This window comes from Caloramator proteoclasticus DSM 10124 (genome assembly GCF_900129265.1).
In the GTDB taxonomy this organism is placed as follows: Bacteria; Bacillota; Clostridia; order Clostridiales; family Caloramatoraceae; genus Thermobrachium; species Thermobrachium proteoclasticum.
This window is the reverse complement of the sequence record NZ_FQVG01000041.1, coordinates 1-25614: the sequence shown is the minus strand read 5'-3', so window position 1 is coordinate 25614 and position 25614 is coordinate 1. Positions and strand designations below refer to the sequence as shown.

At 27.2% G+C, this 25614-nt stretch carries 18 protein-coding genes and 4 CRISPR repeat arrays; all 18 genes read left to right on the top strand.

The genetic code is table 11. The features are described 5' to 3' along the window. Nucleotides 1–600: 600 nt before the first annotated feature. The 18 genes from BUB63_RS09585 (at nt 601) to BUB63_RS09500 (ending at nt 25278) form a co-directional block, all read left to right on the top strand. Complete coding sequence (locus BUB63_RS09585) at nt 601–1221, top strand: DUF975 family protein (protein WP_073249395.1); 621 nt, start codon at nt 601–603, stop codon at nt 1219–1221. 212 nt (nt 1222–1433) lie between these two features. Beyond that, entirely contained in the window at nt 1434–2183 is a 750-nt protein-coding gene (gene cas6 / locus BUB63_RS09580) for a CRISPR-associated endoribonuclease Cas6 (RefSeq protein WP_073249393.1), read from the top strand. Between the two features lie 250 nt (nt 2184–2433). Then, nucleotides 2434–3330: direct repeats of the CRISPR family, unit length 30 nt; unit sequence GTTTAAATCGGACCATATTGGAATTGAAAC. A 387-nt stretch (nt 3331–3717) separates the two neighbouring features. Continuing rightward, nucleotides 3718–5991, top strand: a complete 2274-nt coding sequence (locus BUB63_RS09575) for a Piwi domain-containing protein (protein WP_073249391.1) — start codon at nt 3718–3720, stop codon at nt 5989–5991. A gap of 195 nt (nt 5992–6186) precedes the next feature. Beyond that, nucleotides 6187–6585 (top strand): type II toxin-antitoxin system RelE/ParE family toxin, encoded by a 399-nt coding sequence (locus BUB63_RS09570; RefSeq protein WP_073249389.1) that lies wholly within the window; start codon nt 6187–6189, stop codon nt 6583–6585. A 14-nt stretch (nt 6586–6599) separates the two neighbouring features. Then, entirely contained in the window at nt 6600–6980 is a 381-nt protein-coding gene (locus tag BUB63_RS09565; protein ID WP_084106719.1) for a helix-turn-helix transcriptional regulator, read from the top strand. Beyond that, nucleotides 6977–7447: a protein-export chaperone SecB gene (locus BUB63_RS09560; RefSeq protein ID WP_073249388.1), complete on the top strand. Its 471-nt coding sequence runs from the start codon at nt 6977–6979 to the stop codon at nt 7445–7447. Before BUB63_RS09565 ends, BUB63_RS09560 begins: the two co-directional genes overlap by 4 nt. 273 nt (nt 7448–7720) lie before the next feature. Further along, the gene (locus tag BUB63_RS09555) at nt 7721–9430 is read left to right on the top strand and encodes a deoxyguanosinetriphosphate triphosphohydrolase family protein (RefSeq protein ID WP_073249386.1); all 1710 of its coding nucleotides are present in this window, start codon (nt 7721–7723) and stop codon (nt 9428–9430) included. A 309-nt stretch (nt 9431–9739) separates the two neighbouring features. Next, nucleotides 9740–10431: direct repeats of the CRISPR family, unit length 30 nt; unit sequence GTTTAAATCGGACCATATTGGAATTGAAAC. 90 nt (nt 10432–10521) lie between these two features. Continuing rightward, the gene (gene cas4 / locus BUB63_RS09550) at nt 10522–11031 is read left to right on the top strand and encodes a CRISPR-associated protein Cas4 (RefSeq protein WP_084106717.1); all 510 of its coding nucleotides are present in this window, start codon (nt 10522–10524) and stop codon (nt 11029–11031) included. Between the two features lie 11 nt (nt 11032–11042). Continuing rightward, nucleotides 11043–12032 carry a type I-B CRISPR-associated endonuclease Cas1b gene (gene cas1b / locus BUB63_RS09545; RefSeq protein WP_073249384.1) on the top strand — a complete coding sequence of 330 codons (990 nt, stop codon included), beginning with the start codon at nt 11043–11045 and terminating at the stop codon, nt 12030–12032. Between the two features lie 2 nt (nt 12033–12034). Further along, nucleotides 12035–12298, top strand: a complete 264-nt coding sequence (gene cas2, locus BUB63_RS09540; protein WP_073249382.1) for a CRISPR-associated endonuclease Cas2 — start codon at nt 12035–12037, stop codon at nt 12296–12298. A gap of 115 nt (nt 12299–12413) precedes the next feature. Next, on the top strand, nt 12414–13736 hold the full coding sequence (cas8a1, locus tag BUB63_RS09535; RefSeq protein ID WP_084106715.1) for a type I-B CRISPR-associated protein Cas8b1/Cst1: 1323 nt from the start codon (nt 12414–12416) through the stop codon (nt 13734–13736). Continuing rightward, complete coding sequence (cas7i, locus tag BUB63_RS09530; protein WP_200790219.1) at nt 13736–14719, top strand: type I-B CRISPR-associated protein Cas7/Cst2/DevR; 984 nt, start codon at nt 13736–13738, stop codon at nt 14717–14719. The genes cas8a1 and cas7i overlap by 1 nt, the downstream gene beginning before the upstream one ends. Before the next feature lie 12 nt (nt 14720–14731). Next, on the top strand, nt 14732–15364 hold the full coding sequence (gene cas5b, locus BUB63_RS09525) for a type I-B CRISPR-associated protein Cas5b (RefSeq protein ID WP_073249377.1): 633 nt from the start codon (nt 14732–14734) through the stop codon (nt 15362–15364). Further along, the gene (locus BUB63_RS09520; RefSeq protein ID WP_073249375.1) at nt 15351–17561 is read left to right on the top strand and encodes a CRISPR-associated helicase/endonuclease Cas3; all 2211 of its coding nucleotides are present in this window, start codon (nt 15351–15353) and stop codon (nt 17559–17561) included. The genes cas5b and BUB63_RS09520 overlap by 14 nt, the downstream gene beginning before the upstream one ends. A gap of 339 nt (nt 17562–17900) precedes the next feature. Further along, a CRISPR array of direct repeats spans nt 17901–18458; the repeat unit is 30 nt; unit sequence GTTTAAATCGGACCATATTGGAATTGAAAC. Nucleotides 18459–18588: 130 nt separating this feature from the next. Then, complete coding sequence (locus BUB63_RS09515) at nt 18589–18987, top strand: hypothetical protein (protein ID WP_073249373.1); 399 nt, start codon at nt 18589–18591, stop codon at nt 18985–18987. A 125-nt stretch (nt 18988–19112) separates the two neighbouring features. Continuing rightward, on the top strand, nt 19113–22499 hold the full coding sequence (locus BUB63_RS09510) for a RecQ family ATP-dependent DNA helicase (RefSeq protein ID WP_073249371.1): 3387 nt from the start codon (nt 19113–19115) through the stop codon (nt 22497–22499). Next, nucleotides 22492–23118 (top strand): coiled-coil domain-containing protein, encoded by a 627-nt coding sequence (locus tag BUB63_RS09505; protein WP_035166093.1) that lies wholly within the window; start codon nt 22492–22494, stop codon nt 23116–23118. The genes BUB63_RS09510 and BUB63_RS09505 overlap by 8 nt, the downstream gene beginning before the upstream one ends. A 395-nt stretch (nt 23119–23513) precedes the next feature. After that, nucleotides 23514–23943: direct repeats of the CRISPR family, unit length 30 nt; unit sequence GTTTAAATCGGACCATATTGGAATTGAAAC. 162 nt (nt 23944–24105) lie between these two features. After that, on the top strand, nt 24106–25278 hold the full coding sequence (locus tag BUB63_RS09500; RefSeq protein ID WP_073249369.1) for a peptidase C69 family protein: 1173 nt from the start codon (nt 24106–24108) through the stop codon (nt 25276–25278). Nucleotides 25279–25614: the final 336 nt, after the last annotated feature.

Here is a 25614-nt window from a genome sequence, read left to right as displayed (position 1 = left end):
TTCATGATAATAGCCTTTAACTTAACCCAATTATACTTTTTTAGAAACATTCGAGGATTCAGAGAAAAAAGGCTTTTGCAGATAAATATAATAGAAGATTTGAAAGATGAAATGTTGATAATTATGAATTGGATTAATCCAATTTTTAACACCGCATAGTCGATAATAAAATTGGAAATACAGCTTTTCATTATGATGGGGAGGGGGAAGGTGTATCTATATACATGGCCTACGGCCTTTTTCCCTTCCAAAATTTCAATAAAATAGAAAAAATCTAATTTCCTATAAAGAAAAAAGCTTTACTGGAAATTAGATGCGAAATCTCTGATGAAAAAGGTGCATACTTTGTAGTAGAGGCACAGGAGGGAATTTTAAAGGAAATTAAAGTTGGAGAGAGAATAAAAATATGTTAATGCTATTACAGGAGAGATAAGGTATAGTAAGGTAATAAGATGATAATAAGAGATAAAAATAACCCCTATTTGCATTTATTATTAAATAAATGTAAATAGGGGTTTATGTCATAATATGTAGAAAATATTGCAAAAAATTACTACTTATGTTACAATCATAGACAGTTTTTTAACAAGGAGGATGGGTATGAACGTAAATTATTCACTAATCAAAAGCAATGCTGAATTAAAATTTGATGCAAGACAGAGACTAAAGGGCAACTGGGGTATGGCAATACTTGTTTGCTTTCTTGGCTCATTACTTCCAGGTATTCCAGGAGCAATCCCATACATTGGGTGGATATTTGGTTTACTTATTGGTGGGCCCTTTGCCTTAGGTTTAGCAAGCAGTTTTTTAAGACTTGTAAGAAATCAACCATTAGAACTTGAAAACCTGTTTGATGGTTTTAAAAACTTTGCAACAGCATTTTTAGCACAATTATTAATGTCAATTTTTATATTCCTATGGTCATTACTTTTAATTATACCTGGAATCATTGCAGCATATAGTTATTCTTTAACATTTTATATTATAAAGGATAATCCTGAAATTGGTGCTATGGAGGCATTAAGAAGAAGTAAACAAATGATGAAGGGATTTAAGGGAAAACTATTCCTATTACAACTTAGCTTTATAGGTTGGGCATTATTATGTATATTAACATTAGGAATAGGATTTTTATGGCTTGCTCCATATATTAAAACAGCAGAAGCTCAATTCTATGAAAACCTAAAGCAGGCATATGAAGCAAATAGTTTAGCTGAATAAAAAGGCAAAAAGTGACTTTATACTAAAATTTTCAAAGTCACTTTTTTAAATTTTTTTGAAATATTATGCAGGAAAAAAGAATTTTAAAAAGAATATAATTACGTGGGTGAGATGAAAAAACAAACTTATTAAAAGATTAATTAGATGGAGTTAGTGTAATAGAATAAGAATTTATATTATTATGGAAAACTGTTGAATAATAGGAGGTTAAGATGAGAATTATTTTAAATTTAAATTCAAAGGACCAACAGTTGTTAGATATCAATTATAATTATTATATTTCAGCGTTTATATACAGTTGTTTGAAAGAAATAAACGAAGATATGGCTAATAAACTCCACAATGAAGGGTTTAGATGTAATTACAAAAATTACAAGATGTTTACTTTCTCTAATTTATTTTTTGAAAATTATAAAATTGAAAAAGAAAGAATAATATTTAGTGGAAATGTAAAACTTTCTATATCATCTCCTTTTTCTGAGTTTATTGAATATCTTGTTAAATCTATCCTTTTTAAAGAGGAGATAAAATTAGGTTCAGCGAAATTAAAGGTAGATGGTATATCGATACCTCCAATACCAGAATTTAAAGAAAGAATGAGATTCAAAACTATATCACCTATAACTATGTCAACAGCTTTATTAAAGGAAGATGGAAGGCTTTTAAAAAGAGATTTATATATAGAAGATGAAAGATTTATTGAAAATATAAGAAGAAATGTACTTGCTAAGTATGAGATAATACATAAAAAGTTGCCAGACGATATAAGATTTGATATTAACTTTGGGAAGAACACAAAAGGAAAACTTATAAAATATAAAAATGGGATAAACATTAAAGGATATTTAACTGATTGTGAGATTATAGGTAATCCTGAACTTATAGAAATAGCCTATGAATGTGGATTAGGTGATAGAAATAGTCTTGGTTTTGGTATGATTGAATGTTTGGAAAAATATTAAAATGTATAAGGTAAAATTACAAATTCTCTATTTTATGTAGAGAATTTTTTATAAAAAATATAACTTAAATTATATAAACATAATTTTAAGTAAATTTTAATATTGAAATAATGGAAATAATAAGTTATATTAGAATATAGAGGAATAAAGTTTGTAAACCTCCTATGGATTTTTTAATGACTGAAGGTTCCCGAAAAAAATTGGGTATTCATATATGGAGAACCTATGAAAAATGCGACTTCCCTAACGGGTTTAAATCGGACCATATTGGAATTGAAACTTCTCTATATAGTTCTATCCAATCCTCAAGTTCCATTGTTTAAATCGGACCATATTGGAATTGAAACCTGTGTCTCCGACGATTTCTCTTTTTTGGATTACACCGGTTTAAATCGGACCATATTGGAATTGAAACAATGTTTTTACTATCCAATCAACCACAGGCTTCATGGTTTAAATCGGACCATATTGGAATTGAAACCTAAGTCTTGAGTAAATATATCTGAAAGGCTTGCTACGTTTAAATCGGACCATATTGGAATTGAAACCCTAAAAAGAAGAAAAAGGGTGGTGAATGAATATGAGTTTAAATCGGACCATATTGGAATTGAAACAAAATATAAAAATTAGATTTGATGAGGTGAAAACAAGTTTAAATCGGACCATATTGGAATTGAAACACTAATAGTTAAAGCAGCAGACCAAAGTAAAAATCCAGGTTTAAATCGGACCATATTGGAATTGAAACCTTCCAGTGTCTTGAGCTATAAATATACCTTTATTTGGTTTAAATCGGACCATATTGGAATTGAAACTAACTAAAGTCCTATTTTGTATCAATGTATTAACAAGTTTAAATCGGACCATATTGGAATTGAAACCCTTAATATCTATTGACATAGGAGAGTATATATCTTAGTTTAAATCGGACCATATTGGAATTGAAACCTTTATAGTTCAAGCGTAACGGACGCCTGAACTGGTAGTTTAAATCGGACCATATTGGAATTGAAACAATATAGAAAATGTACAAGAAGACAACATTAAAATAGTTTAAATCGGACCATATTGGAATTGAAACTTAAAAGCATTGGAAGAGCTGGTAAATAGCCTCCTTGTTTAAATCGGACCATATTGGAATTGAAACAATTGTGAGTTGTAAGTTAAATAAAGGTTTAATTTAAGTTTAAATTGGAGGATTTGAGGAGAAGAAATAAAGATAGATTTATAAAAAAGAGATATGGGCTTGAAAATGAGGTGAGTAAGTTAGTATCCACATTTAAATAGAAAGGACAAAGTAGAAATAAAGAAATATATGTGGATATCCTAAAAATGGTAATATATACCTAAACAATAAATTTAATGTATTTAAAACCAAGCAAAATGCTTGGTTTTTTTAATTTAGTGTACAAATAGTGTTTATTGAAAAAATAAAAACTATAAATTATAATATAAATGGATTATGTGTAAAATAATTCTATTAAATATAATAAATGTATTAAATAATTATTTATGTAATGGAAAGGGGTTTTTTATGAGTTTTCATTTAGAAATATTTAAATCGAATATTCAATTAAAAGAACAAAAGTTTCATGAGTATACTTTAAGTGGTGTTGGAAGTGTAGATAATTTCTATCAATTAGTAGGACAGGCACAATATGCATTATCTTCTCAGAATAAATTTGAGTTTGTATCAAGAATGGGAGATATGTATCTTTATTCATTAAAAAAATTAGAAAACATGCCTGAAATAAAAGGAGTGAAAATAGAGTATACTGGATGTAAAAATTTGGATATAAAAAATCATAAAGAGGTATATTCTAATTTAATTGTTTACTACATAAATAAAATTTTAAAGTATAAGAAGATTTATGATAAAACAGAAGAAAAAGAGGTAGAAAAGTATAAAATAAAATTCAGGAAAAGTATTTTTAACCCAGTCATTTTACAAAAAGAAGAAAATAAGAAAATTTATACTTCAATTGTAAATCGTGATGGAATAAGAGTATATAGAGTTTTTAATATAATGCCTTATATTGATGATCATGGATATGCATATTTAAGATGTGATATTAATCATATATTTGAAAGTGATAAAACAATATATGATATGATGAAAGAAAATAAAAATGTAATAGGATTAAAAGTTGATTATTTATGGACAAACAATACAAATAGTACAGGTATAATTGAAGATGTTATTGACAAGACAATATCAGATAAATTAGTTGAATTAAAGGGGCAATCCTTAATAGATTATTTTATTAATAATAAACAAGAATATAGAGTTAATAAATTTACTGAAGAAGATAAAAAAGCAAATGTAATTAAAGTAAAGGGTCATAAAAATACATTTTATTTTATTCCACATTCTTTAAAACAAGTAATTGATAGAGAAAGTTTAAAAAGTATAGATAGTAAGTTTTCAAGCGATATTGAAAAATATATAAAAATGGATATGAATTATAGAATGAGAAGTCTATCTGATTTTTTAGATGATATTGGTGAAATAAAAGAATTGGGAAACTTAAGGTTTGACTTTAATTTAAATAGTATTAATGAGCTTGGGTTTAAGCAAAGAAAAATAGATAAACCTTATTTTTTAGTATCCAATGGGAAAGTAATAAAAAACAAAACAGGTGTATTCTATAAAGGATATTATTTAAAACCAAATAATAAAATAAGGGTTGCTATTATGTGCCCAGAAGGTTATGTAGAAGAATCTAAAAATGCACTGTCAAAAATTTTGAGTTTTAACAAAAATGGGTATATAGTTAGTAATGATAAAACTGAACAAAAAAATTTTGCTATAAAATCATTATTGGATTTAGAATATACAGGAATTTTTTATAAATACAAACTTGGAGATATTACCGAGTATAAAAGAATTGCTGGTAATTTGATTAAAAACGAAAAAGAATTTGATTTAGTTTTGTGTGTAATACCAAATAAATCAGATGAATCGAATCCTTATTCAGAGTTTAAAAAAATATGGGCTAAGCATAATATACCATCACAGATGATATGTATTGACAGTTTAAAGATAATCAATAATTGTAAGGACTTAAATAATTATAATGGAATTTATTATATATATGAAATTTCCTTAGGAATGCTTGCTAAATCTGGAGGGGTTCCTTGGGGATTAAAGGAAATTAACAGTGATGTAGATTGCTTTGTAGGTTTAGATGTAGGAAATCCATATAAAGGAATAAGGTATCCATCATCTTCAGTTGTATTTGATAAAAATGGTACGTTAATAAATTATTTCAAACCGGAAATACCTCAGACAGGTGAAATAATTGTTGAAGGAATACTGCAAGAAATTTTTGATGAAATAATATTAAGCTATGAAAGAAAATTTAACCAAAAACCTAAACATATTGTTATTCATAGAGATGGTTTTGCACGAGAAAACATAAATTGGTATATAAATTATTTTTCACAAAAAAATATTAAATTTGATATAGTAGAAGTTAAAAAACAAGGAGCAGTTAAATTTGCAATAAAGGATAAAGATATATTTAAAAATCCTGAAGCAGGATATTATTTAACAAATGGAAAATATGCATATTTAGTTACTAATGATATAAAGATAGGTTCTCCAAGACCATTAAAAATAGAAAAGGTTTATGGGGATACATCACTTGATGATATTGTAAAGCAAATATTTTATCTTTCAGAACTTCATGTTGGTTCATTTAAAAAGACAAGATTGCCTATAACTACGGAATACGCAGATAGAATTTCAAAGAATATTATGTATATACCGTCAGGTTGTTTGAGTAAAAAATTATTTTTTCTATGATTTATTAAATATGAATCTTAAATATAAAAGATATCGATACCTTTACTATATTTTTAAAACTAATTAAATTTAAAAATTACAAATGTATGTATAAAAAAAGTACTTTATGGCAATATTACTTATAGGTAATAATTTTATATAAAATTATTGCAAATATTACCTATAAGTGATATAATATAGGTAAGGAGAAAATATATGAGTTCTTTTGGGAAAATAATTTATCCAGAACAATTCTTAACAAATAAGATACTAATGCATAGTGATTGTGAACAAGAAATGAAGGAGTTTCTTGAAAAAAGTGGATATAAGCAATTGTTTACAAGACAATTTAGATTGAGGATTAAACATATAGAAGAAAGGTGGACGGAGTGCTATCAAAAGAGGGATTGGTTTGAGATATTAAAAGATTCTGATGGATTATATTGTATGAGATTTAAAAGTATGAAAAATTTAAGAATAATATTTAAGTTTACAGATTTGAAAAGAAAAAATATAGCGATACTTTTATGTACGTTTGAGGAAAAGGATAGCAAGGATTATAGAAATGCAATTAAAATTGCAAATAAAAGATTTGAAGAAATAATTTATGAATAATAGAGGTGTTAATTATGGAAACAAAAAAACTAAAAAATGTATGGAATTTTATAGATGAAATTTCAGATGATGAAGAAAAAGATTATTTTGAATTAGATGATATATTATATAATATATCAATGAAGATTTTTGATTATAGAACCAGTAACGGATTAACTCAAAAACAATTAGCAGAAAAATTAGGAATAAAACAGTCAATGGTATCAAAGCTTGAGAGTGGAGAGTATAACCCAACTATTGAGCAACTTTGGAAAATATCTAAAAAATTAGGATGGAAGTTTAATGTTATTTTTGAAGAAAGCAATTCAATTGAGGCTAATGTATGGGATGAAGTGGATATACAAAGTGAAGATTTAGATATAAAATTTGATGAAAAGTTGGTGGAAAATGCATGATTAAGTCAAATGAAATTTTAGCAGATTTTCAGTTTTTGGGGAACAGAGTGTCTAATTTTTCAATAGAAACAAAGCAAATTGTAAGTAAAAATGAAAAAATAAATATTACTTATGAGTTTGATTACAATATTTTAAATATAGAAGAAGATGATAAAAAATATTTTGGATTGTTAGAATTTATTGTTGCAGTTAAGTCTAAGGTAAAAAATTCAATATTATTTAAGATAAATTTAACTATTGAGGGAGCATTTATTGGTAATAAGGAAAAAATAAATAAAGAAGATTTTGAGAGAATGCTTAAGATAAATGGAGTAACTACTTTATCTCAATTATCCCGTTCATATATTTTGAGTGTAACAGCATTATCTGGTATAAATCCTCCTGTAAAGCTTCCAATGATAAATATATTTCAACTAATATATAAAAAGGAACAGAAAAAAGAAAATGATTTCAACCACACCAAGTAAAATTTGGTGTGGTTTTAAATTTTTCCAATAAGTGTTACACAGATAAAGTGTGAAATTATAAATAAATACAAAATACTATACTTAATGTCATTACATTTTTATTCTATAAAATATAAATAATGATTTAGTAGAGTTATAAATATAAAGTTATTAATATAAAATGAAAATATTTTAACAAACTATTTTTTGTAGTATAATATAGATAAATGGATTATATTGTATATTTTTGTATTTTTGAAATATGTTTATATAATATTAAAAAGGAGGATAATAATGGAAGAAAAAGGGTGTTTTGTACAAAAAGTATCTATTAAAGAATTAATAGAATTTAGGAATGAAAAAATGATAGAATACAAGCAAAAAAAGTCAGAAAGAATTTTTGATGATATGGGTCAAGATATGTTTAAAGATTTAATAATTAGAAATGATTTTTCAAGAGATAGAGATAGAATAAAATTTTCAAGGGCGTTTAGGAGGTTGCAACACAAAGCACAGATATATTCACATGAAAAAGGAGATCATTATAGAACCAGGTTAACTCATACATTAGAAGTTTCACAAATAGCACGAAGTATAGCAAGAAATTTAAATTTAAACGAGGATCTTGTAGAGGCAATATCTTTAGGTCATGATATAGGACATACTCCATTTGGACATCAAGGTGAAAGAGTTTTGGATGAAATAATGTGTGGGGAAGAAGATATAGGAGGAAAAATAAAATATAAGATTAATTATGGTGGTTTTAAACATAACTATCATTCAATAAAAATACTTGATGTTTTAGAAGTAAAATATAAAGATTTTAAAGGCATGAATCTTACATGGCAAGTTTTAGAAGGAATATTAAAACATACGAAAATCAAAAGACATATTGATTGTAAAAGAGATGATAATGAAAACAAATGCAAAGGGTGTTGGGATATACATAAATTTATAAATCCAAAAAGGCAAGATGATAATTTAGTAGAATATATGAAATATCCTTTTTCTATAACATTAGAAGGACAAATTGTTGCTATCGCTGATGAAATTGCACAAAGACAACATGATATTGATGATGGATTAAGGGATATAGAATTAAAATTATCTATTGAAGAATTATTGGAAGATTTATTAATAGAATTAGAAAAAATTGAGGGAAAATATAATGATAAAGATTGTTTATATATTGAAAACTTAAAAGATTTAATTAAGACTGTAGAAAAAATAAAAAAACAAGTTGAGGAAGAAAAGAAAAACAAAACAACTAAAGATTCATATAGTAAAGATTTATATATAAAGAATACTTTAATTAGAAATGTAATTGATTTTTTTATTAAAGATGTTACATTAAGTACATTAAAAAAGATGTATGATGCAATTTGTATAAGTAAAGTTTGTATATGTGAAGAGGATGAGCAGGGTAATAAAATATTTAAAGAAGATGTTGTAAAATTTTCATGTATAGGTGAAAAGGTAAATGATATAATTGAAAGTTATGTAAAAAACAAGATTCTAAATTCATATAACGTAAATAGATTTGATGGAAAGTCAAATTTTATCATAAAACAACTTTTTAAAGCATATTATTCTAATCCAAGGCAAATGCCTACATATATACTTGATAGATTAACAGAAAAAATAAAATACATTTACGATAATATTTATGAAATAAAAATTAATTTAGAAGATAGTGAAAAAGATATTAATGAAATTGATTTTACTAAAAATAAACCGTCAGAAATTAAGGCTTTGATATCAGTGTTAAAGTTAGATGATGAAGGAATAAAAAAAATTATACCAAAATTAGATTCGGATTTCAATGAAACTATTTTAAATATTATAGCAAATAAAGAAATTAAGCAATGCAGTGAAAAAGAATTACCAATAAAAGCATTAACAGAATTACATTATGCTTACTTATCTGTAATATGTGATTATATAGCAGGGATGACTGATAATTATGCAAGTAATGAATATAAAAAATTATACATGGTAGAGTAAAATTATATATTTAAAGAGAAGATTGTTATATTTCAAATTTCACCAAGTGAAATGTGAAACTATACATTAATTACCAAATACCACACTTTCACTTGGGTGATTTTTTTTGCTTATAAAATAATAGTTTGTTAAAATTTTATGTAGTAGGCATAAGTTTAATATTGAAATAATGGAAATAATAAGTTATATTAGTATATAGAGGAATAAAGTTTGTAAACCTCCTATGGATTTTTTAATGACTGAAGGTTCCCGAAAAAAATATGATACTCATATTAGGAGAACCATTGAAAAATGCGACTTCCTTAACGGGTTTAAATCGGACCATATTGGAATTGAAACTTCTTCGAAAAATCAGTTGTGTTTTTATCGTATATTTGTTTAAATCGGACCATATTGGAATTGAAACTTCTTGCAATATATAGATGGTATAGCGAGATGTGAAGTTTAAATCGGACCATATTGGAATTGAAACATAGCAAAATTGAAAGAACTTTTAGGCGGAGTAGGGTTTAAATCGGACCATATTGGAATTGAAACCACGAATTAAGAGCCTTAAAAGCTGGAGATGCTGGGGTTTAAATCGGACCATATTGGAATTGAAACACTTCTACTAATTCAGCAGTTTCGCGTGGCAATTTAAGTTTAAATCGGACCATATTGGAATTGAAACTTGATATCTTGGATGTAGGCTACACAGTCCCTAACAGTTTAAATCGGACCATATTGGAATTGAAACTTTTTAAAAATGGAGGATATAACTATTATCCAAGTAGGTTTAAATCGGACCATATTGGAATTGAAACTATCTCTCCTCATTTTTCTGTTCATCCTTCTTTACCCGTTTAAATCGGACCATATTGGAATTGAAACTCTTTTTGGGTTTTTCACTTCTTTGAATGGATCAAAGTTTAAATCGGACCATATTGGAATTGAAACATTCCCAAGTAGGACTAAATACTAAATCACCACTTGTTTAAATCGGACCATATTGGAATTGAAACTTTTTTAAAGAGCAACTTTTTTAAGTTGCCCTTTTTTTATGTTTAAAAAATAAAAAAAGGGCAATAAATTTAATGTAAAGGAGGGATAAAATGGAAGTACCTGCAATAGATTTAAGAGCTACAGGAGTAGAAATTAATTATTTATTAGTATGTAAAAGGAAACTTTGGTTTTACTCAAAAGGTTTAACTATGGAGCATAATTCAAACAAGGTAGAAATAGGTAAGCAAGTACACGATGATAAATTAGAAGGGAAAAAAACAGAGTTATTAATCGATGAAACAATAAGAATTGATTATATTGATAAAGACTTAGCAATACACGAAATAAAAATGAGCAGAGCAGAAGAACAGGCTACAAAATATCAGATACTTTATTATATTTACTATTTAAGACAGAAAGGTATTCAATGTAGCAAGGGGGTAGTACACTACCCTCAAGAAAGAAGGACAGAAACAATAGTATATGATGAAAAAGCTTATGATGATATACAAAATTTACTTAATCAGATTAATTATATAAAACAATTAAATATTCCACCAAAGCCAGAGTTTACCCATAAATGTAAAAAGTGTAGTTACTATGAATTGTGTTTTTGTTAAGGAGTGGTTATATGAAAAGAAATTATTACATTATGAACAGTGGCAGACTAAAAAGAAAAGATAATACTCTATATTTTGAAACTGAACAGGGTTCAAAAGCTATACCAGTTAATGATGTAGAGAGTGTTTTAATTTATGGTGAAGTAGATATGAATACAAAAGCACTTAATTTCTTATCACAGAATAATATAATGGCACATATTTTTAACTATTATGGATACTATTCAGGTACGTTTTATCCGAGGGAAAAATATAATTCGGGATACCTGATTATACAACAAGCAAAGCACAACATAGATAATGAAAAAAGATGTTATATAGCAAGAGAAATACTTTATTCTGCAAGTTACAATATAGTAAAGAATATAAAACATTATGAGGATAAGGATATAAAACTAAAAGAAATCATAGAAAAAATAGAAAAACTAAGGCAGAACCTTTTAACAGCTTTTGATATACCAACTATAATGGGTATAGAAGGTAACATAAGACAGCTATATTATGAATCTATACCAATTATAATAGGCGAAAGATTTGAATTTAAAGAAAGGGTAAAAAGACCACCTAATAATCCTATGAACGCCTTAATTTCTTTTGGAAACTCTGTTATGTATACAACCGTATTAGGTGAAATATACAATACTCAGTTAAATCCTACCATAAGCTATCTACATCAACCTGGAGAGAGAAGATTTTCTCTTGCTCTTGATGTTGCAGAGATATTTAAGCCGATTATAGTAGATAGAGTAATATTTAAAATAATTAATGAGGGCATCATAAAGGAAAGTGATTTTTTAAAAGAGTTAGAGTATTGTTATTTAAACGATGAAGGCAGAAAAAAGTTTTTAAGAGAATATGAGAATAAGCTTTCATCAACAATTCATCATAAGAAATTGGATAGAGAGGTTAGTTACAGGACGTTAATTAGGCTTGAACTTTATAAACTAATTAAACATTTAATTGAAGAAGATAAATATGAAGGATTTAAGATGTGGTGGTAATTGTGTATGTTTTGATTGTATATGATGTTGGAGAAAAAAGAGTTAGTAAAGTACTAAAATTTTTAAAAACTTATTTAAACTGGATTCAAAATTCAGTATTTGAGGGAGAGGTTACTGAAGCACAGCTTCATAGGATTAGAACACAGATTTACAAATTAATTGATTCTGAACAAGATTCAGTTATTATTTTTTCTTCAAGGGATAAAAAATGGTTAACTAAAAGTGTCATTGGAAAAGAAAAAAATGAAATAGATGTATTTATTTAGTTGAAGATTTTATAATAAATATAAAACATAGAAGGATTTTTTAAATAAATGTAAAATATATTATATTGGAAATAAATTTTGTAAATTCAAAAAATTATTAAAGGAGGTGAATTGGTTGGGGTATTTTGATTATACAGGTAATCCCTTTGTTGACGCAGGCATTTCATCAATGCTGGCATATTTAAATAAGAAAAATCCACAAGATATAGATGATAATGATCTTGAAAAGATTAAGAATTTATTAGTTGAACTATACCTTAAAGATAAGTGGAATAAAAGTTTATTTTCTATTTTTCCAAACAGCAAAGTTACTAATCCAGCTATTAAAGATAAGAAAAAAGAGTATAGTAGTTTTTTAGAAAATTTAATTGAAGAAATAAAATCTATAGATAATGGGGATTATTGTGTGTCTTGTGGTAAAAACAAAGTTAAAATAAAATATTCTAAATCGTATATTCCTTTAATTGGTTCTGGTAGCTTTAGAAATTTTTTCTCAAATTTGATTGATGGAGAAAGATACTGTGCAGGTTGTGTTTTTGCTATTCAAGCATCACCGTTGAGTTATTATACGTGTGGAAAATATTTTGCTCTAATACATTCATCAGATTATTCAATTCAAAAATCTTGGGCAAGAATTTGCATAAATGATATTCAAAAACAAATTTCTACAAATAATTATACAGGATGCTATAACGAAAACTATTCAAATGCAGTGAATGCATTATTTAATATAGCAGACAAACTAATTGATGAATATTCAGATGAAATAGAAGAAGGTTCAGAAATAATGCTTTATAAATTTACAAATTATAATCAAGCACCTGAACTTTTTATATATAGATTGCCTGATAAAGTGTTTAAATTTTTAAAGAAGGTGTATTATTTGCCTAATAGGCAGGAATGGAACAGATTAATAAAAAAGGGATATGTTTTAACAAAGAAAATAAAAGAAGATGATGAAGAAAAGATAAAAAACCAAAGAAATAATGTATATGAAAGACTTTTAAATAATGAAAGCATAGTACGATATTTTTTTATTAAGGGAAAAAGAGAAATAATCGGTGATTTTAGAATGTTTTCCCTCTATTTAAAGGAGGTGTTGGGATTGGATGAAAAGAGAATAGAGGTTATTAAAAATTTAGCAGACAATGTATCAGAATACATAAAAAAGACAGAAAAATTAAATAGACTTTATGATTTAGAAAAGGCTGATACAAGAGCAAAATTTGCAAATGTTTTGTTGAAAATTACTAAGGACAAACTAAAAATGAATGAAGACAAGCCTTTAATTACAATGGAGGAGTATGTTAACTATATAGTTAATGAAGGAAATTTTAGAGAATCTCAAGATATAATGCTCTTTAGAATATATGAAAATTTATTTGAATGGTTTAAGGGAAGAAATTTAACTGATTTAGAAGATGAGGAGGATAAATGATGAAAAGCGTATTGGGGTTTTATTATATAAATGCACCACATTCTATTTTAAATAACGCAGGTTCAGATGAAGGAGCAAGAACAGATAACTGTGTTATTGTAAAAAAAATAAAAAAGGGAAGAGAAAGTTATGTGTATGTTTCACCACAGGCTTTTAGATATTGGTTTAGGAATTCATTAAAAAATGAAAAAGGATGGAATTTATCCCCTATTACAAGAGATAAAAAAATAGCTTTTACAGAAGTAAATCCAGTTGAATATGAAGATGATGATATGTTTGGATATATGAAGACAGAAGGTGGTACAGTTACAAGAATATCTCCCTTTAAATGTTCACCTTTGATTTCAGTTTTCCCAGAGAGAATAGTAAATGATTATGCTGTTATGTCAAGGCACGAAGGAGATCCGGTTCCTTTTGAATATGAGTTCTATTCAACAGTTTTAAAAGGTATATTTGCAATAGATGTTGATAATTCAGGTTATTTTATAAAAAAAGAAAAGGCGGGTTATAAAAATATTTCAGATGATTTTTTAAAGAAATACAAGGATAATGGGAATGTTGAAAAAGTAGAAGATGGAATAAAATTAAAAAAAGAAGAAAAAGTAAAGAGAATAAAGGATATGATTGAGGTAATTCCATATCTAACAGGTGGTGCAAAAGAAACAACTCATCTTACAGATATTGTACCAAGGTTTATAATATTACTTGCTATAAATGGCGGTAACCACATCTTAATGGATATTGCAAAAACTGATGGAGAAAATGCAACCATTAATATTAATGCATTTAAAGAAATGTTAAATGATTATGATGATAGAATATTAACAAATATCTATATAGGAATAGCAGATGGATTTAATGATAAATTAAAGGAAGAACTTCTTGTGTTATCAAAAGATTTTACAAAAAAGAAAATGATAGTATCAACAGTAAAGGATGCTTGTTTTAATTTTTCAAAAGAAATAGAAAACATCGTTGACTAAAGAGGTGGTTAGATGGAGGTATTAAGAGTTCATATTAAGGGTTGGACAGCTTCCTTTAGATACCCTAATTTTATTTCTGGATATCAGCCAACACTTCCTGTTCCACCTCTATCAACAGTATTTGGAATTCTTCAGTGTGTTAAAGGAGAATATGTTACATTAGAGAATACTGAAGTTGGGTATTTTTTTAAAAGTAGTGGAAGGTGCGTTGATTTAGAACATATATATGAGGTTGATGAAAAATTTTTTGGAAAATCAAATATTTGTAGAAGAGAAATATTGTTTGAACCAGAGATGTATTTGTATATAAAAGATGTGAAATTTGAAGAATATTTTAAAGAACCAAGACATCAGATTTTGCTGGGAAGAAGTCAAGATTTGGCATATATTGAGAGTATAAGAAAAGTAGAGTTAACTAAAGCAGAGGAACCTGTATTATTCGGAGGTACAACAGTTCCATTTCCTAATAAGGGGGCATTTGGCTTTGTTTTAGCTCTGCCCTCCTGCTTTACAGAAGATATACCAAGAGAGGTAGTAGATGTTAAACCCTTTTATATAGTTGATGAATTTAGGAAGTGTAAAATAGATGGAGTTTATTATGATGAAGAATTAAATATTGGGGTGTATATGCATGGCAAACATTGATTCTGTGCTTGCTAAAAAGGAGGGGGAAACCCTCCTTTCTCATACAGAAAACGCACTAAAAGTGTACAGAGATATAAGGGAGATTTATAGTGATGCTCAAAATATTATTAGGGACAATCAATTTTTCGAAAAATTGTTTATTTCTATTTTTATGCACGATATAGGGAAAATATCAAAAGGGTTTCAGGAATCGATGAATTTAGGGAAAAAGTGGGGTTATAGGCACGAAATATTATCTGCAAGTTTATGTGGACTTATAAACAAAGAGGATGAATATATTTTTGATGTTGTAATGGCTATTATAACACATCATAAGGATTGTTATGAATTAAGAAAAAAATACAATACAAAGGATGAGGTAGCAGAGCAAATATTTGAAGAACAAATTAATATTTTTCTACAAGATGAGAGTAAAATAATAGAATTTTTAAATAATGTAGAAGAATTGTCGGAGAAATATTTAGGATATAGACTTAATATATTAAATAAAAAATTAAATAGGGATAGTTTAATAGATGGATATAAAAAATGTGTACACAAGTATCTAAAATTAAAGGATAGCTTTGATGAAATAGATAAAATTAAATATACTTTCTTAAAAGGTTTTGTCACAGCAGCCGATCATTTAGCGTCAGCAAATATCTATAATATTACAAAAATCAATGCAGATATAGAAAAAGTATTGGGATTTAAAACTTTTAGAAGCACACAGGAAGCTTGCAAAAAAATAAAGGGGGATATTTTTTTAATAGCTCCAACAGGTAGTGGAAAAACAGAGGCTTCTTTACTTTGGAGCTTCAATCAGGGGAGAAGTAATAAAAGACTGTATTATGTTTTACCATATACAGCCTCAATTAATGCTATGTATAAAAGATTTGCCAATTATTTTGGAGAGGACAATGTCGGTGTTTTGCATAATAAGGCATCATATTTTTTAAATAAGTATTTATCTGAGAAGAATGAGGATATGTCTTATAAAGAGATTAAAAGCATACAGGATCTAAGTAAAAAAATATATAGACCTATTAAAGTTTTAACACCTCACCAAATTATAAAGAATTTTTTTGCAATAAAAGGATTTGAACAGAGAATAAGTGAAATGCAGGGAGGACTTTTTATTTTAGATGAAATTCATTCGTATGATGCAAGGCTCACAGCATTATTACTGTGTACCTGTAAATTTCTTAAAAAAATAGGTGCAAGTTTTTTTATTATGTCAGCTACTTTGCCTAAATTTATAATGGATATGTTTAAAGAGGAGTTAGAAATAAAAAACATTATTACTATGCCTAAAGAAGAATTAAAGGAGTTTACACGAAATAGAGTTGTTATTAAAGAAGGATGTGTATATAAGTATATTGATGAAATAGTTGAAAAAGTTTTATCAGGAAAAAAAGTACTTGTAATTTTAAACACAGTTTCAGAGGCACAAAATGTTTATAAGCTTTTAGCTGAAAGATTGAAGGATACTTCTATAAACTATATACTTCTTCACAGCAGATTTATACTAAGGGACAGAGAAGAAAAGGAAAAGGACATAGATAATTACGATTTGCTGATTGCCACTCAAGTTGTAGAGGTATCGCTTGATATTGATTATGATACTTTATACACTCAACCAGCACCCTGTGATGCTCTAATTCAAAGATTTGGTAGAGTAAATAGGAAAAGAAAAAAGGGAATATGTGATGTAAATATTTTTACTGTAGGCGGAGAGAAGGATAAATTTGTATATAGAAATCAAGATTATGTTTTTAAAACATTAGAATGTCTAAGAGGAGTTGACATTTTAGAAGAGGATATAGTTCAAAACATAGTTAACGAAGTTTACCAAAATGGATACTCTGCTGAAGATAGGGAATTATTTAATAAAGTTAAAAATGGTTTTGAATATATAGTTAGTAACTTAACACCTATGATAGAAGATGAAATGCTTGAAGAAGAATTTGATAAGATGTTTGATTCATTCCAAGCTGTACCTTTTAAATTTAAAATGAATTATTTAAAAGCTATAGATGATGGAGAATATTTTGAAGCAATGGGATATTGTGTTCCAATAACATCTGGTCAGTTTTTTAGGTTTAAAAAAGAAAATAAGATAGAATATGATACAAAGTACCATATGTATTTTGTAAACTGTGAATATAATAGTGAGCTTGGCTTATTGGATGATGAAAAGGAAGATAATTTTATATAACTAAAATAGTGCTATAATATTGTTTTTATATAATCTCCTAAGTTCGGCAGGTAATTTTATATGAACTGAACGATTTAGTATATAAGAAAAATTCTAAAAAACTATGTTATATACTATAAATTTTTATAATTACCTGTCGAATTATAATTTTAAATAAAATAAAATTATAGATATTAGCTTCAATTTTAATATTGAAATAATGGAAATATTAAGTTATATTAGTATATAGAGGAATAAAGTTTGTAAACCTCCTATGGATTTTTTAATGACTGAAGGTTCCCGAAAAAAATATGATACTCATATTAGGAGAACCATTGAAAAATGCGACTTCCCTAACGGGTTTAAATCGGACCATATTGGAATTGAAACGTGTTAAACCGTAACTTTCCCATTGCCCTTGATATGGTTTAAATCGGACCATATTGGAATTGAAACTTTGACATTGCTTCCATAGCAGTTTGAAAATCTCCAGTTTAAATCGGACCATATTGGAATTGAAACAAATCAGATACTCAAACACTATACGCAGATGATGGAGGTTTAAATCGGACCATATTGGAATTGAAACACAATAAAAGAGAAGGTGGAAAAAAGGATAAACCTATGTTTAAATCGGACCATATTGGAATTGAAACAGCTTTGATACAGGGGGCTTTGCAAGTGCAACTGTGTTTAAATCGGACCATATTGGAATTGAAACTTAAATATTTGCCTAACACCACTTATTACACCTGAGTTTAAATCGGACCATATTGGAATTGAAACAGAGAATTTTGTTCCTGAAAGTGGGTTTGGACTTAGTTTAAATCGGACCATATTGGAATTGAAACGATATTAATATATAATTACCGCCTGCACTTTTTACTGGTTTAAATCGGACCATATTGGAATTGAAACAAATCAAGGGAACTGTAGCAATTCAGCTCTTCTAAGTGTTTAAATCGGACCATATTGGAAAAACGTATTTTATATTTTGAAAGTCCCATAAAATGAAACGTTACATTATAAAGATAAAGGATGGTAATATATGAGAGAAAAAACAAAATTTATAGGAGATGCACCTACAGTTTTGCCACAGAAGAAAAAACAAAATACAATAGATTTAAATCAAATTAATAACGTCAAATATAAGGTGGAAAGGATGTTAAATTCTATAGGTAAGAGTATATTTATAAAATACTATTATGATTTTAAGGATTGTTATATGGGAAAAATTACAAACGAGAGTTTTGCTAATAAACTATTAAATGAAAATAAAAATGCAAAAAGTATAGATGGGCAAATTATTAGAATAAATAATGCAAAAAAAATATTTTCTGAGAATCTTCAAATACTTGCACTTGAAATTATAAAAAATTCTAAAAGGTTAGATGAACAAATAATTACAGAGGCAAACAAGATTATTTTAGAAGAAAGGATAATATAGTTTTATGCTCGTATTTATAATATACGGGCACTTTTTTTGCAAATATTTAGATTGGTTTACAATTATGGTAGAATGTAATTAAGTTATAAAAAATAAATTTTTATAATTGAAAAGGATGAGTTTTGATGGAAAAATATACGGCAAATTATGTATATACTAATCATAATTTCGTTATACAAAATTTAACTAATAGTAGAAAAGAAAGAAACAAATATTACCCGGCTTATTGTGTTATAAAAAATATATTACATAGGGGATGCCCAACTATAATGTCCCAGTACCTACAGGATGTAATAGGATCATTACATAATTTAGAGAAATTTAATACACGAATTACTCTTATTGATAATAAGCCTCCTGTTTGGTATAAAACGATAAAAGGCAATGATGAAAAAAATGATTACCCTGCAAAATATTTTTTTGAAGAAATCTTACCAAATTATTTAGAAGAATATAAGTTTATTCAGCAATTAATAATACCTGAGGTTTTATTTAATGAAATAACAGGTGAAATAAATCAAGAATTTGTAGACCAGCAAGTAGATTTTTATTTACCGCAAGCAAAACTTGTTATAGAGATAAATGGACAACAACATTTAGAAGAAATAAATAAGATTAATGATAAAGATAGAAAAGAATATTTAGCTAAATTTGGTATAGAAACAATTGAGATAAATACTACTGAAATAAGAAATAATAATATTCAATATAAAATGGATAAGATTAAGAATAGATTGAAACAGTTTGATAAAATATTAAATTACTATAAAGAAAATTATTATAACCAACAAAATTATAAAGAAGAATATACAAAAAAGGCACTTATTGCTACTGCAGTAATGAGATTTCAGACATTGATTTTAGAATTACTTCAAAGAGAAATATTAAAATTGGATGATAAAATTTGGAGTTTTAATATTTTGAGTTTAGATGTTGATGAAGATTTTGCAAAAATAGCACTTGAAGATATATTTATATGGTTAGAAAACATTTGTAAGCTTTTGAAATTACAATTTAACAAACCAGATGTAAGAATAGTTTATAGTAATGAATCAGAATTTCAATTTAGAGAAGGGTATATTAATGTAAACTTTAGTTTGCTAAGAAGATGGACTGATGAAAATGAAAAATATCCTGAAATTATTTTTGTAAGAACAGATTATTTTGATAAGGCTAATTATTTTAAAGTTAATACAACAGATCCTATAAAATATAAAATAATTAATGATGGTGAAGAGAGCGATATCCCAGCTTTAAAATTTTTCCTAAAAAATATATTTGGATTTGATGAATTTAATGATGGACAGCTACCTATTATAATAAATGCATTATCCTGCAATGACACAATAGGACTTTTACCAACAGGGAGTGGAAAATCGTTATGTTATCAATTATCAGCACTTCTACAGCCTTGTGTTAGCTTTGTTGTATGTCCAATAAAATCACTTATGTATGATCAAAAAGATAATTTAGATAAAAGATATATAGATAGAACTAACTATATTAGTAGTGACCAAGACGCTGAAACTAAGAGCAAGATAGGAAAAGAATTTTCTGAAGGGAAATACTTTTTTATTTGGATTTCTCCAGAGAGGTTTCAAATACAGGAGTTTAGAGATTATTTAGACAAGCTAAATAAAGAGCAAACTATTGCTATCGCTGTTATAGACGAGGTACATTGCTTATCAGAGTGGGGACACGATTTTAGAACATCCTATTTGAATCTTATAAGAACAATAAGAAAATATTGTCCATCATCTTGGTTATTAGGACTTACTGCTACGGCATCATCTTTTGTTTTAGAGGATTTAAAGAAGGAATTTGAAATAGGTAATGATAGTATAAAGACACTTACTTCATTTACAAGACCAGAACTTAATTTTATTGTACATAAGCACGAAAGTGAAGAAATTGAAGATAAGAAAAATATTTTAATTGATCTTCTTAATAATTTAAATAGAGAAAAAGATATATTTAAAATTGATGGTTTAAATACAAAAAGTGGATTAATCTTTACTTTATTAAAAAATGGAAAAATTGGATGTTATAGCATTGCTAATGAGTTATCAAGGATATTTAATATAGATGCAAGATGGTATTCAGGAGAAGTACCGCACATAAAAGGTATTCCTGTATTAGACTCGGATGAATTTGATAAATATAAAATGAGAGTTCAAAAAGAATATAAAGAAAATAAGTTCCCATTGTTAGTGGCTACAAAAGCATTTGGTATGGGAATAGATAAAAGTAACATAAGGTATACAATTCATTTTGGTCTACCAGCTTCTTTAGAAGCCCTCTATCAAGAAGCAGGTAGAGCAGGAAGAGATAAAAAGAAGGCCGATTGTTATGTTCTATACACAAGAGAAAATATAGAAAAAAATGAGTTAGAAAAGTTGTTTAATCCTCAAACAAAAATAGAAGAAATAAAAGAAATACAGGAGAAATATGGTTTTAAGGGAAAAGATGTATTGAGAATTTTCTTTTTATGGTTGTCCAACAACAAAGGTACTGATGAAGAATTTAAAGAGGTAATGAGTATATTTGAAAACTTCGCTGAACCAGGTACAATAAAGAATATTGAATGTAGAAAAATAGGTAAATTTGCAGATGTACAAAAGGCAATTTATAGACTAAGTTTAGTTAAAATAATTGACGATTGGACAATTGAAAGTTGGAATAAGGGTAGGGAAATTATAAAAGTATATTTTAGTGATTATACAGAACAAACAGCAGAAGATGCATTGCTAAGCTACATTAGAAGATATGACAAAGAGTTTTATTTAGATTTAAACAATGTAAGTAATGAAAAGTATTCAAAATATATAAAAATATATAACAGTAACATTCTTAGCAAATATGAAAAGATTTTTAATATATTAATAGAATGGATTTATGACAATATAGTTTATAGTAGAAGACAAGCAATCAAGAATATATTAGAGCTATGTGATAATTTTAAAGATAGTAAAAGTTTCAAAGAGGAACTTGAGAGATACTTTAAATTTACAGAGAGTACATATCTGCTTGATTATATTGCCCAAAATCCTTTAGACCATAAATCATGGTTTGAAGTATTTTATACATATACAGAAGATAAAAGGAATAAAATACTCATTGACATTGAGGGTATTAAAAATGTGAAGGGTAATCTCTCAAGATTGCTTGAAAGTTATAGATATAATACTGGACTTAACTTTTTAAGTGGTATTTTAAGGCTAATATTAGGAGAATTTGAAAATCAAGATGGTCGAATAAGATTAGAATTGGCAATGAAAGAGATATCACAATATGAAAAAGATAAAAAATATGAGATTTTAAATGAAATATTTAAGATTAAAGAATTATTTAATGAAAAATCAAGAATAGAACTTAGTAAGATGTTAATAGATGTTTATCCTGAAAAATTAGAAAAAATATATATTGAATTAAAAGACTATTATAGTCTTAATAAAATTATTGAAATATCAGTAGAAAAACTAAAAAGAATAGGGGAGACGATAAATGGTTGATGTAAGTAAATTAAATGATACGATAAATGAATTAGAAAAAGAAGCTAAAAACATAAAAAAAATATCAGATATTATAAATAAAATTAGTGATATAAATAATGAAATATCTACAAACAAACAACAATACTCTAAAGTAATTAGTGATATAGAAGAACTAAAAAAAGAATTTATAAGTTTAATAGAAATACAAAAGAAAGTATTACTTGAAATTAATGATACATTGAACAAAAATCAAGAATATATGAACAATAATATAAAAAAAATTCAAGAAGAAAACATTTCATTTAATAAGGACCTGAGTATTATGTATAAACAATTAGAAAATGAGCTTATAAGCACAATTCATTCAATAGATACTGAAAACAAAAAAATGTATTTAGGATTTGAAGAGATAGCTGCATCAAAATTGGAAAAAAATAAATCAGATATACAGTTGGAATTAAGAAATACAAGTAATTTACTATCAACAGATATAGAACAAGTTGTAAAAAATAAGACAGAAGAATTGAAAGCTGATATTAATATAAAAATTGAAAAGATAAATAAAAGGTTGAATATACAAATGGGAATTTTTACTGTTATGTTTATTTTAATTTTAGTAAGCATATTTTTAAAATAAGTGCCACCAAGAGCTCCGAAAAAATGATACCTTAAAAATCGCCACCACTATATATAGTATATAAAAGATAATATGTGCAACTATATATAGTATGTTTTTAAAAATAATTTGATTTTTTTCGGAGGTCTCCCACCCAAGTGAAATGTGAATTATACATTAATTACCAAATACCGCACTTTCACTTGGGTGTTTTTGCTTATAAAATAATAGTTTTTTAAATTTTATGTAGTAGGCATAAGTTTAATATTGAAATAATGGAAAAAATAAGTTATATTAGTATATAGAGGAATAAAGTTTGTAAACCTCCTAAGGGATTTTTAATGACTGAAGGTTCCCGAAAAAAATAGGGTATTCATATTAGAAGAACCTTTGAAAAATGCGACTCCCCTAACGGGGTTTAAATCGGACCATATTGGAATTGAAACTTATAGTCGCTTGTTTCAATTCCAAGCCACTCTAAAGTTTAAATCGGACCATATTGGAATTGAAACCAGGAGGAAAAGAAAACAACAGAGGATGAGCTTTTAGGTTTAAATCGGACCATATTGGAATTGAAACCATTGTAAAAATGCAATGATAGAAGGTAAAAAGGGAAGTTTAAATCGGACCATATTGGAATTGAAACCGCAATTTTTAATCAAAGAGTGTTTGTAAGTGGTAGGTTTAAATCGGACCATATTGGAATTGAAACATATTTCCTATTATTCCATTAATTAATGGTGAATCTGTTTAAATCGGACCATATTGGAATTGAAACAATTGTGAGTTATATGTTAAATCAGGATTTAATTTTACGTTTAAATCGGACCATATTGGAATTGATAATAAAACTGCGTAGTTTTATAAAACATTTCATTAATTAAGAATTCTTGTGTAATTAATATGAAAAAAATTAATGCGAACAGGTGGGTTCTGCATTAATTTTTTAATATTAACTAAATTTGAAATCATAATAATTTAATTTATATTTTATGGGTGGGGATAAATATGTGTGATACACTTGTTGCATTGAAAAATTCAACTAAAAATGGTTCGGTGATTTTTGGAAAAAACAGCGATAGAGAAAAGAACGAACCTCATATAATAATAAGAACTGATAGAAGGAAGTATAAAAAGGGTGAAACAGTAAAGTGTACCTATATTGAAATACCACAGGCAGAGGAAACCTATGAGTGTATTTTATTTAAACCCTCTTGGATATGGGGAGCAGAAATGGGGGTTAATGAATTTGGTGTTGTCATAGGTAATGAGGCAGTGTTTACAAAACAAAAACAAGGCCCTCCTGCACTTCTTGGAATGGACATTTTAAGGCTATCGCTTGAAAGAAGCAAAACAGCAGTAGAAGCGCTCGGATATATTGTTTATTTTATTAAAACTTATGGACAAGGTGGAAAATGTGGGTATACAAAGAACTTAAAATACCATAACAGTTTTATAGTTGCAGATTTCAATTCTGCCTATAAAATAGAAACTGCTGGGTATATATGGGCTATCAAAAAAATTGAAGATGTAGACAGTATATCTAATTCTATAAGTATAACTAATGATTATGATATGTTAAGTAATGATGTTGAGGATAATTTTATATACAAAAGAATATTGGGAAGAGAAAATTTCAATTTTAAAGAAAGGTATGAAAACAGATTAGTAGCAAAGGTTGCAGAGGGTGATTTTAGAAGAAACATAACCTATTCTTACTTAAAAAGTAAACAGGGAAGTTTGACAGTAGATGACTTTAAAAGCATTTTGAGACACCACGAAAAGGAAGATGGAAACAGACTAAATGGTTCAATGAAGAATATTTGTATGCACGATGGTAGTTTAATATCAAGTGAAACAACAGGGAGTATGATTGTTGAACTTATAAATGGAGAAATAAATATTTTGGCAACAGGTTCATCGCTTCCCTGCCTTTCAACCTATAAACCAATGTGGTTTGTAGACAGCGATGTGTTCTTCAAAGAAGAGGATTCAGACAGAGCGGTAGAATACTGGAAAAGTGAAAGGGAAAAGATTAGAGAGGTTGAGGAAGGAAGGGTAGATAAAGACAGATTTATAAAAAACAGGGATGAGTTTGAAAATAATTTGAGCAAGTTAGTATCTGCAGCCAAAACAGAGAAGGATAAAATAGAAATAATGAAATATGCGTGGACAACCTAAAAGTGCCACCAAGAGCTCCGAAAAAATAGTGGCTTTTAATGACGTTTTTTATAAATATTCAACTTAATTTAATAAAATGCATAAAAAGTTATTAATGTAAAATGCGTAGCATTAAAAATATAGTAATATTTGTTAATTCAATCTATATAGGGCTTTGTTTTGAGCCCTATTTTTATTATTTCCTCATTTTAGGGCGTAGCAAAGCTAAGGGTGGCCTTTTGCTGCATAATTAAGTTGACCATCCTTACTATATTACACGCAGTGTTTGCTAAAATAATATGTATTTTAGCACCTACAAGTCGAAGATATCGACATCTTCTTAAACCATGATTTCTT